The sequence below is a fragment of the Bacillus sp. HSf4 genome (assembly GCF_029537375.1).
Lineage (GTDB): Bacteria > Bacillota > Bacilli > Bacillales > Bacillaceae > Bacillus > Bacillus sonorensis_A.
Genome location: NZ_CP120679.1, coordinates 1 through 10,000, shown reverse-complemented (window position 1 = coordinate 10,000; position 10,000 = coordinate 1). Strand labels below are relative to the sequence as shown.

Annotated in this window: 7 protein-coding genes and 1 rRNA gene (1 of these 8 cut by a window edge); all 8 read right to left on the bottom strand. The window is 45.3% G+C overall.

All coding sequences use genetic code 11. The features are described from left to right. Positions 1-643, bottom strand: a 16S ribosomal RNA gene (locus P3X63_RS00040) (it extends 906 nt beyond the left edge of the window). 280 nt (positions 644-923) lie between these two features. Then, a complete protein-coding gene (gene gyrA, locus P3X63_RS00035; protein WP_277692172.1) occupies positions 924-3,401 on the bottom strand; it encodes a DNA gyrase subunit A in 2,478 nt (825 codons plus the stop codon). Positions 3,402-3,603: 202 nt separating this feature from the next. After that, complete coding sequence (gene gyrB, locus P3X63_RS00030; RefSeq protein WP_035428614.1) at positions 3,604-5,517, bottom strand: DNA topoisomerase (ATP-hydrolyzing) subunit B; 1,914 nt, start codon at positions 5,515-5,517, stop codon at positions 3,604-3,606. A gap of 58 nt (positions 5,518-5,575) precedes the next feature. Then, positions 5,576-5,818 carry an extracellular matrix regulator RemB gene (gene remB / locus P3X63_RS00025; RefSeq protein WP_026589495.1) on the bottom strand — a complete coding sequence of 81 codons (243 nt, stop codon included), beginning with the start codon at positions 5,816-5,818 and terminating at the stop codon, positions 5,576-5,578. Positions 5,819-5,836: 18 nt separating this feature from the next. Next, positions 5,837-6,949: a DNA replication/repair protein RecF gene (gene recF, locus P3X63_RS00020; protein ID WP_077735871.1), complete on the bottom strand. Its 1,113-nt coding sequence runs from the start codon at positions 6,947-6,949 to the stop codon at positions 5,837-5,839. 15 nt (positions 6,950-6,964) lie between these two features. After that, positions 6,965-7,180: a S4 domain-containing protein YaaA gene (gene yaaA, locus P3X63_RS00015; protein WP_026589493.1), complete on the bottom strand. Its 216-nt coding sequence runs from the start codon at positions 7,178-7,180 to the stop codon at positions 6,965-6,967. A 168-nt stretch (positions 7,181-7,348) separates the two neighbouring features. Beyond that, positions 7,349-8,485 (bottom strand): DNA polymerase III subunit beta, encoded by a 1,137-nt coding sequence (gene dnaN / locus P3X63_RS00010; protein ID WP_026589492.1) that lies wholly within the window; start codon positions 8,483-8,485, stop codon positions 7,349-7,351. Positions 8,486-8,659: 174 nt separating this feature from the next. After that, positions 8,660-10,000: a chromosomal replication initiator protein DnaA gene (dnaA, locus tag P3X63_RS00005; RefSeq protein WP_026589491.1), complete on the bottom strand. Its 1,341-nt coding sequence runs from the start codon at positions 9,998-10,000 to the stop codon at positions 8,660-8,662.

Sequence of the window (10,000 nt, the reverse complement as noted above, 5' to 3'; positions counted from 1 at the left end):
ATGACCCTCCCCGGTTGAGCCGGGGGCTTTCACATCAGACTTAAGAAACCGCCTGCGCGCGCTTTACGCCCAATAATTCCGGACAACGCTTGCCACCTACGTATTACCGCGGCTGCTGGCACGTAGTTAGCCGTGGCTTTCTGGTTAGGTACCGTCAAGGTACCGCCCTGTTCGAACGGTACTTGTTCTTCCCTAACAACAGAGTTTTACGATCCGAAAACCTTCATCACTCACGCGGCGTTGCTCCGTCAGACTTTCGTCCATTGCGGAAGATTCCCTACTGCTGCCTCCCGTAGGAGTCTGGGCCGTGTCTCAGTCCCAGTGTGGCCGATCACCCTCTCAGGTCGGCTACGCATCGTCGCCTTGGTGAGCCGTTACCTCACCAACTAGCTAATGCGCCGCGGGTCCATCTGTAAGTGATAGCCGAAGCCATCTTTTATGATTGAACCATGCGGTTCAATCAAGCATCCGGTATTAGCCCCGGTTTCCCGGAGTTATCCCAGTCTTACAGGCAGGTTACCCACGTGTTACTCACCCGTCCGCCGCTAACCTCAGGGAGCAAGCTCCCATCGGTCCGCTCGACTTGCATGTATTAGGCACGCCGCCAGCGTTCGTCCTGAGCCAGGATCAAACTCTCCATGAAAAGTTTGATAATGACTACGCACACTCGCATGTGCGATTTATAAAAATGAATTAACAGGTACGTTTTGTCTTGTTTAGTTTTCAAAGAACTTCGTTGCCGCTCTCAAGGCGACCACTTAAATATAACATTTAATAGACAAGCGGTCAACACTTTTTTTCGAAAAGTTTTTATTAGCTTTTATATAAGCGACCAAGAAGTATTATAACACATGATGCATTTATCGAAAAGACCTTATAACGAATAAGGCAATAAAAAAATGCAGCCCGCAGGCTGCATTCATTTATGATTCATCCACTTCATTTTCTTCTGATTCAGTCGCGGCTTCTTCTTCATCTTTTTCGACTAAGGCTACTGTCGCTACATGCTCCTGTTCACCCAATCTAATGAGGCGAACCCCCTGTGTTACACGGCCGGTAATGGAAATATCGTTAATATCCATCCGGATGATCACTCCGCTGGCGGTGATGATCATCAAATCTTCTTCTCCTCTCGTTGCTTTAACTGTCACAAGAGAACCGTTGTTTTCCGTGATTTTGCAGGTTTTCAGCCCTTTTCCTCCACGGCTTTGAGTTCTGTACTCAGAAGCAGGTGTCAGTTTTCCATACCCTTTTTCCGTGACGATCAATACATGAGAGTCTTCTTCTAAAATCTCCATACCGACAACCATATCATCATCTGTCAGTGTGATTCCTTTCACACCGGCTGCGGTTCTTCCCATCTGCCTTACATCGGTTTCAGGGAATCTGATGAGCAGACCGTTTTTCGTTCCGATAATGATTTGTTTATTCCCATCAGTCAGACGCACGGCCATCAATTCATCTTCATCGCGGAGACTTAAGGCAATCAAGCCGTTGTTGCGGATATTTGCGAATTGAGACAGCGGCGTGCGCTTGGAGATGCCGTGTTTTGTCGTAAAGAACAGGTATGACTCTTCATCAAACTCGGACACCGGGATAATCGCGTTGATCCATTCCCCTTTTTCTACTTCCAGCAGGTTAATGATCGGAATTCCCTTTGCCGTTCGGCCGAATTCAGGAATTTCATATCCCTTGGCACGGTATACCTTCCCTTTGTTTGAGAAGAAGAGAATCGTATCATGCGTAGATGTGGAGATCAGGTGCTCAACGAAGTCATCTTCGTTTGTCCCCATACCTTGAATTCCTTTTCCGCCCCGTTTCTGGCTGCGGTAAGTAGAAGAAGGAAGACGTTTGATGTATCCGTTATGAGTCAATGTGACAACGATGTTTTCTCTCGTAATGAGATCTTCGTCTTCAATGGTTTCAAGGCCTGATGTCACGATCTCTGTACGGCGTTCATCATTAAAACGCTCTTTAATTTCCGTCAGTTCCTCACGGATGATTTCAAGAACTTTTTCTTCGTCCGCTAAGATCCCTTTCAATTCTGCGATCAGTTTGATTAAGTCTTGGTATTCCTCTTCAATTTTTTCGCGCTCCAGTCCTGTTAACCGCTGAAGACGCATGTCCAAAATGGCTTGCGCTTGTTTTTCGGTCAATGAGAATTTCTCGATTAACCCGTTTTTCGCAATTTCAGCCGTTTGTGAATTTCTGATTAAGGAAATGACTTCATCAAGATGATCAAGAGCGACTCTTAAGCCTTCGAGAATATGGGCTCTTGCTTCGGCTTTGCGAAGTTCGAATGCCGTACGCCTTCTGATCACGACTTTTTGATGATCGAGATAATGCTCGAGACACTGCTTTAAACTCAAGACTTTCGGCTGTCCATCGACGAGCGCTAAAAGATTGATCCCAAATGATGTTTGAAGTGCCGTCTGCTTGTACAAATTATTTAACAGAACATTTGCATTTGCGTCTCGTCTCAGCTCGATGACGATCCTCATGCCGTTTCGGTCTGATTCATCACGGAGATCTGTTATCCCTTCGATTTTCTTATCGCGGACAAGATCGGCGATTTTTTCGATCAGTTTCGCTTTATTCACCTGATAAGGTATTTCCGTAATAATGATGACCTGTTTGCCGGAGGATGTTTCTTCGATTTGAGCCTTTGCCCGAATCGTGATCGAACCTCTTCCTGTTTCATAAGCTTTGCGGATTCCGCTTCTGCCCATGATCAGCCCTGCTGTCGGGAAATCCGGTCCCGGAATGATGTCCATCAACTCCGGAAGCGTGATTTCAGGGTTTTTACTGACGGCTAAAACCCCGTCAATAATCTCACCAAGCTGATGTGGCGGGATATTCGTCGCCATACCTACCGCAATCCCGGCAGCTCCGTTGACCAGCAGGTTTGGAAATCTGGCAGGCATGACAACCGGTTCTTTTTCAGACCCGTCATAGTTGTCCTGATAATCGATCGTATCTTTATTAATGTCTCGCAGGATTTCCATGGATATTTTCGACATTCTTGCTTCTGTATAACGCATGGCCGCAGCGGAGTCGCCGTCGACAGAACCGAAGTTTCCATGGCCTTGAACAAGCATATACCGATAGTTAAAATCCTGCGCCATTCTGACCATGGCTTCATAAACGGCAGAGTCACCATGCGGGTGATATTTACCGATGACTTCGCCGACGATCCGCGCCGATTTTTTGTATGGCTTGTCACTTGTCATCCCAAGGTCGTTCATCGCGTACAATATTCTTCTATGCACCGGCTTCAGACCGTCCCTTACATCCGGAAGGGCCCGCGAAACAATAACACTCATGGCATAGTCTAAGAAAGACGTGCGCATTTCCTGACTGATATTGATTTCCTGGACTTGGGGCTTTTGTTGTTCACTCATTAAAAAACCTCCCTGGAGAATATACATGAGTTGTGTGGGAGTAGAATTGCATTTATACTCTTCAACGAATTAGGCTATTCTCCATTATATCAATAATCTTAATTTTATACACATTAAATTGCGGGAATGTTATAGGATCCGCCTGCTCATATTCTAGAAAAGACCTTATTTCAGGTTGAGTGAAAATAAGGTCTTATCTGCATTAGATATCCAAGTTCTTTACATAACGTGCATTTTCTTCAATGAAGTTCCGCCGCGGTTCCACTTTGTCTCCCATGAGCATTTCAAAGGTTTCATCAGCATCAATCGCGTCTTTTAGCGTCACTTGAAGCAATGTTCGCGTTTCAGGATCCATCGTCGTTTCCCACAGCTGTGTCGCGTTCATTTCTCCCAACCCTTTATAGCGCTGAAGTCCAGGCTTAGGGGTTTGCGGAAGCTCTTTTAAAATGTCTTCGAGCTGCTGGTCGTTATACGCATATTCGACGCGTTTGCCCTGCTGTATTTTGTAAAGCGGCGGCTGTGCGATGTAGACATATCCCTGCTCAATAATCTGCCGCATGTAGCGGTAGAAAAAGGTCAAGAGCAGCGTTCTGATGTGGGCGCCGTCGACATCGGCATCCGTCATGATGACGACCTTATGATAACGCGCTTTTTCAAGGTTGAAATCTTCGCCGATTCCCGTACCAAGCGCAGTGATCATTGACCGGACTTCATTGTTGGACAAAATTTTATCAAGACGGGCTTTTTCGACGTTTAAAATTTTACCTCTAAGCGGTAAAATCGCTTGGAAATGACGATCCCGGCCTTGTTTAGCTGAGCCGCCCGCCGAGTCACCCTCAACGATATAGAGCTCGGAAATCGACGGATCTTTAGAAGAACAGTCGGCCAGTTTACCAGGCAGATTGGAGACTTCCAGAGCGCTTTTTCGCCGCGTCAGTTCGCGCGCTTTTTTGGCCGCCATCCGCGCTCTTGCCGCCATGACCCCTTTTTCAACGATTTTTTTCGCCGAATCCGGGTTTTCCAGCAGGAATGTTTCCAATGCTTCTGAAAACAAGGCGTCTGTTATCGTGCGGGCTTCAGAATTGCCGAGCTTTGTTTTCGTTTGCCCTTCAAATTGCGGATCCGGATGTTTGATGGAAATGATCGCTGTCAACCCTTCACGGACATCTTCACCGCTTAAATTCGGATCGTTTTCTTTGAAAATCCCATTCTTTCTGGCGTAATCATTGATGACGCGGGTCAAGCCTGTTTTAAACCCGGCTTCATGCGTTCCGCCTTCATACGTATGAATGTTATTGGCAAATGAATAGATGTTGCTTGTGTAGCTGTCATTGTACTGGAGCGCTACTTCGATCGTGATGCCGTCTTTTGATCCTTCAATGTAGACAGGCTCCTCATGGATCACTTCCCGTGAGCGGTTTAAGTGCTCAACATAGCTTTTAATTCCGCCTTCATAGCAATACTCATTCTTCCGTTCTTTTCCTTCGCGCGTATCTTCAATCGTGATTTTGACGCCTTTTGTCAAAAAGGCAAGCTCACGAACGCGAGTGGCAAGTGTATCGTAGTCATATTCGATTGTTTCTGTGAATATTTCCGGATCAGGAGCGAAGTGTGTGGTCGTTCCCGTTTTGTCGGTCTCGCCGATCACCTTCAAATCAGCTTTTGGAACGCCCCGTTCAAATTCTTGATAATGGATCTTTCCGTCCCTGTAAACCGTTACATCCAACTCGGTTGAAAGGGCGTTAACGACAGAAGCCCCCACGCCGTGCAAACCGCCGGAAACCTTATATCCGCTTCCGTCGAATTTACCTCCGGCGTGCAGGACCGTCATGATGACTTCGACAGCCGGACGGCCCATTTTTTCATGGATGCCGACCGGGATGCCCCGCCCGTTGTCTTTTACCGTGATGCTGTTATCTTTCTCAATGACAACATTGATTTCAGTGCAGTAACCGGCCAAAGCTTCATCGATGCTGTTATCGACGATTTCCCATACGAGATGGTGCAGACCTTTGCCGCTTGTTGACCCGATGTACATTCCCGGTCTTTTTCGAACGGCTTCCAATCCCTCTAGAACCTGTATCTGATTTTCATCATAATTGTTATGCTGTTCCATTGCCACGCACATTCACCTACACTTTTCTCAAAACTAATAAATTTATAGTAAAGATTCTTTAAGAATCGTTTTCCGGCTTGGATTGCGCCCGTTTTTTCAACGTGCCTGAGGCTAAAGGAGAAAAATAAATCGATTGCACTGTGACAACAATTGATTTCGGTGTTCCGTTGGAAGAGACAATCCGCTTTTTTTGTTTCGTCAAAAATTCATCAACAATCGGAGATGCCTTTGCCTTATAATCAAAAATTGCCACAATTTCACGTGTTGAGACCACAAAGTCATCACCTAAATGGATATACAATCCCTCACCCCATTTTTCTCAGTCCAATAGCGTGCCATTTTCTACACGAAAGATAGCTGCTTCATTTAAGGTTTTATGGTCAATTCCATCAACGCTTGTCGTTGTTACGAATGTTTGAACGCGGCCTTGAATGGTGTGGAGCAGGTGGGACTGCCGGTAGTCATCCAGCTCTGATAATACATCATCCAAAAGCAGAATCGGGTATTCCCCAATCTCTTCCTGAATCAAATCGATTTCCGCCAATTTGAGCGACAATGCGGTCGTCCGCTGCTGACCCTGTGAACCGTAAGTCTGCACATCCCGTCCATTGACATAAAAAAGAACATCATCCCTGTGAGGTCCTGAAAGGGATACTCCCCGGTCTATTTCTTTATCTCGCAATTTAGAAAACGCTTCTTGATAACTATTGATCATTTTCGACAAATCAGGCGAATCTGATACGTGAAGAGATGTATGATACTTCAAGGTCAGTTCCTCCAGCCCTCTTGAGATTCCGGAGTGGATGGGCTGCGCCCACTTTTCGAGCTGATCGACAAACTGAAGGCGTTTGATCACAACCTTTGCTGCAAATTCCGCAAGCTGTTCCGTCAGCACGTCAAGCATCGTTTGATCGGTTTGTTTTCGCGTTTGAAGCTGCTTCAAGAAATGATTTCGCTGTGAAAGGATTTTTTGGTAAAGGGAAAGGTCATGAAGATAGACTGGTGATACTTGGCCGATTTCCATATCGAGAAACCTTCTTCTGACCTGAGGGCTTCCTTTTACAAGGTTCAAATCCTCCGGTGCAAACATAATCGTGTTAACAGCCCCGACGTACTGGCTCAGCTTTTGCTGCTCAATATGATTGACCTTGCCTTTTTTTCCTTTTTTGGAAATCACGAGCTGGATGGGAACAGAACCGTTTTTTTTCATGACCCTGCCTTCTATTTTAGCATAGTCTTCATCCCATCGTATGAGTTCTTTGTCATTTGAAGTTCGATGGGATTTTGCCATCGCAAGCACATAGATCGCTTCCATCAAATTTGTTTTGCCCTGGGCGTTTTCTCCAATAATCACGTTCACTTTGTTTTCAAATTGGAGCTCAAGGCGCTCATAGTTACGGTAAGATGATAATGTAATATTTTGGATATACAATCAATATCACCTGCTTTAGCCGCCGACTTGAAAAGAACCGAACCCTTCAATCGTCACGACATCTCCGACATATAATTTCCGGCCGCGGCGGTTATCGGGCTCACCATTGACAAGCACCTCATATTCCGACAAAAACCATTTTGCCATTCCGCCTGATTGAATGACATCAGCCAATTTCAGAAACTGACCGAGTGTAATCATGTTCGTATCAATAGCCACCGTCTTTGTCATGTTATCGACCTCTTTCATATCACTAATATCTAATTGTACTAAAAAACAGGGAAAGAAGGAAAGGGGAAACTTGCGGCATCAAAAACAGGGCGAGTGAGAACAGCTTTTCTCCCATGAAATAAGAGAAAAGCTGCCGGACATATCCGGCAACTTTCCCCAGTTTTCAAATTAATAGGTCCGGACTGGAAGAATTAACTGAACGATCGAATCATCGTTCGGAGTGCGGATCAGAAAAGGTCTCATCGCGCCTGTGAAGCTGACATGAATGTCCTCTCCTTCAAGAACTTTCAAGGCATCCAGCATATACTTCGGACTAAACGATATTTTTAAGTCTTCCCCTTCAATTTGCTCGGCATTCACCGTTTCGACAACCTTTCCGATTTCCGGAGAGTTTGAAGAGATTTCGATGGACTCATTGGCGGACGCGGAAAGTTTCACCACGTTATTCCTTCCTTCTCTCGCCAAGAGCGATGCTCTGTCGATCGCCTGGAGGAATTCCTTCGTATTGACCACAAGGTTTGTTTTGCTTTCCTGCGGAATCAGGCGGTTTGTATCTGGATAATTTCCGTCAAGCAGCCTTGAGAAGAACAGCACGTTTTTCGTCTTAAACAGCACTTGTGTTTCAGTGATGACGATGTCGACAAGCTCCTGGTGATCATCGAGAATCTTGCTCAGCTCGGTCAAGCTTTTTCCCGGAATGACGACATTGTATGAACTGTCTTCACTGATATCGAGCTTTGCTTTTCTAAGTGCGAGACGGTGGCTATCCGTCGCAGTGCATATTAATTCACCGTCGGCAACGGTCCAGTTTACACCTGTCAAGATTGGGCGTGTTTCTGAGGTGGACACTGCAAAAACCGTTTGTCTGATCAAATTTTTTAGCAGGTCAGTCGGAATTTGAAAAGCATGGTGCTCCTCGATTTGCGGTAAAAGCGGATATTCGCTCGCATCCAGGCCGTTTAAGTTAAATTCCGCTTTTCCTGAACGGATGATCGTCAAATATTGATTTTGGACCTCGATTTCCACCGTTGACATTGGGAGTTTTTTAACGATTTCGCTGAAAAAACGCGCTTGAAGAACGATGCTTCCCGGCTGTTCGATTGTGACGATTTCCAAATCTCCGTCTTCTTTAGGGATGAACGATTCGATCGAGATATCCGAGTCGCTTCCTGTAAGGGAAACCCCTTCATCAGAGGCAACGATTTTAATACCGGTTAAAATCGGGATCGTTGTTCTTGAAGAAACGGCCTTTAACACATCTTGGACACTTTCGACTAAACGGTCTTTTTGAATTGTAAATTTCATAATCATCCTCCTTACGGAATCTATAATTATTATGTTTTTAAAAAATAGCAGAAGTACTAGTAGGGGCTGTGGATTTGTGGATAAGTGTTAAAAACGAACGGAAACACAGCCTATCCACATGTGGACAGACTGTGTAAGACCATGTTTGAGTTATTCACACTTTCCCACAGAACATTATCTGAGCTGCTCTTTAATTTCTTTAATCTGCTGCTGAAGCTGTTCATCCTCGTTCAGCAGTTTCGATATTTTTTCATGGGCATGGATGACCGTCGTATGGTCGCGCCCGCCAAATTCTTCGCCGATTTTAGGAAGCGAGGAATCTGTCATTTCTCTTGATAGATACATAGCGATCTGCCGCGGAAATGCCACGGATTTTGTCCGTTTTTTCGCCTTGAAATCTTCCAGCTTAATATTAAACTGCTGGCCGACAACCCTCTGAATGTCTTTGATCGTGATGACCTTCGGCTTTGAGGAAGGAATAATATCTTTCAAAGCTTCGGCAGCCAAATCGGCATTGATGTCTTTATTGATCAAAGAAGAGTATGCGACAACCCGGATTAAAGCCCCTTCAAGCTCTCTGATATTGCTGTCGATCTGATTGGCAATATAAAGCATGACTTCATTTGGGATGTCAAGTCCTTCTGCTTTCGCTTTCTTTCTTAAAATGGCGATTCTCGTTTCCAGGTCAGGAGGCGTAATATCTGTGATTAGTCCCCATTCAAAACGGGATCGCAAACGGTCTTCAAGCGTTGGGATCTCTTTAGGCGGCCGATCGCTCGAAATCACGATTTGCTTCGTTTCTTCATGCAGCGTATTGAACGTATGGAAAAATTCCTCTTGCGTCTGTTCTTTTCCAGCTAAAAACTGAATATCATCTATCAAAAGAACGTCGACATTTCTGTAGCGATTGCGAAAATCGACAGCCTTATTGTCACGAATCGAGTTGATAAATTCATTTGTGAATTTTTCAGAAGACAAATAGACGACTTTTGCAGACGGATTATGATCGATGACATAATGGCCGATCGCATGCATCAAGTGCGTTTTTCCAAGTCCGACTCCCCCATATATAAACAGCGGATTGTACGCTTTCGCAGGCGCTTCAGCAACCGCTAAAGACGCGGCGTGGGCAAATCGGTTTCCTGAACCGATAACGAAAGTGTCGAATGTGTATTTGGGATTCAGCATATTTTGCGGAAAGTCGGCAGGTTCTTCTTTCGACATTTTTTTGATAGGAGACTTTGGCATGAATTCTTCTTCATTTTGATTCTGAGGTATGACAAATTTGATGTTCAATTCTTCTCCGGTCAGATCGTAGATCGTCTCGGCAATCAAGTGAAGATAACGCGACTCGAGCCAGTCTCTTGCAAACTCGTTCGGAGCGGTGATGATCAGCGTGTCCCCCTGTAAGGAATGAGCCTTTGTCGACTTCATCCATGTTTCGAAACTGGGCTTGCTCAATTTCTTTTCGATCTGCCCAAGGGCTTGACTCCAAAGATCCGAAATGTTTTTCAT

What these genes read in the sequence shown, in the direction of transcription:
- dnaA (WP_026589491.1), bottom strand. Translation starts at nt 10,000, where the DNA reads ATGAAAAACATTTCGGATCTTTGGAGTCAAGCCCTTGGGCAGATCGAA.
- dnaN (WP_026589492.1), bottom strand. Translation starts at nt 8,485, where the DNA reads ATGAAATTTACAATTCAAAAAGACCGTTTAGTCGAAAGTGTCCAAGAT.
- gyrA (WP_277692172.1), bottom strand. Translation starts at nt 3,401, where the DNA reads ATGAGTGAACAACAAAAGCCCCAAGTCCAGGAAATCAATATCAGTCAG.
- yaaA (WP_026589493.1), bottom strand. Translation starts at nt 7,180, where the DNA reads ATGACAAAGACGGTGGCTATTGATACGAACATGATTACACTCGGTCAG.
- gyrB (WP_035428614.1), bottom strand. Translation starts at nt 5,517, where the DNA reads ATGGAACAGCATAACAATTATGATGAAAATCAGATACAGGTTCTAGAG.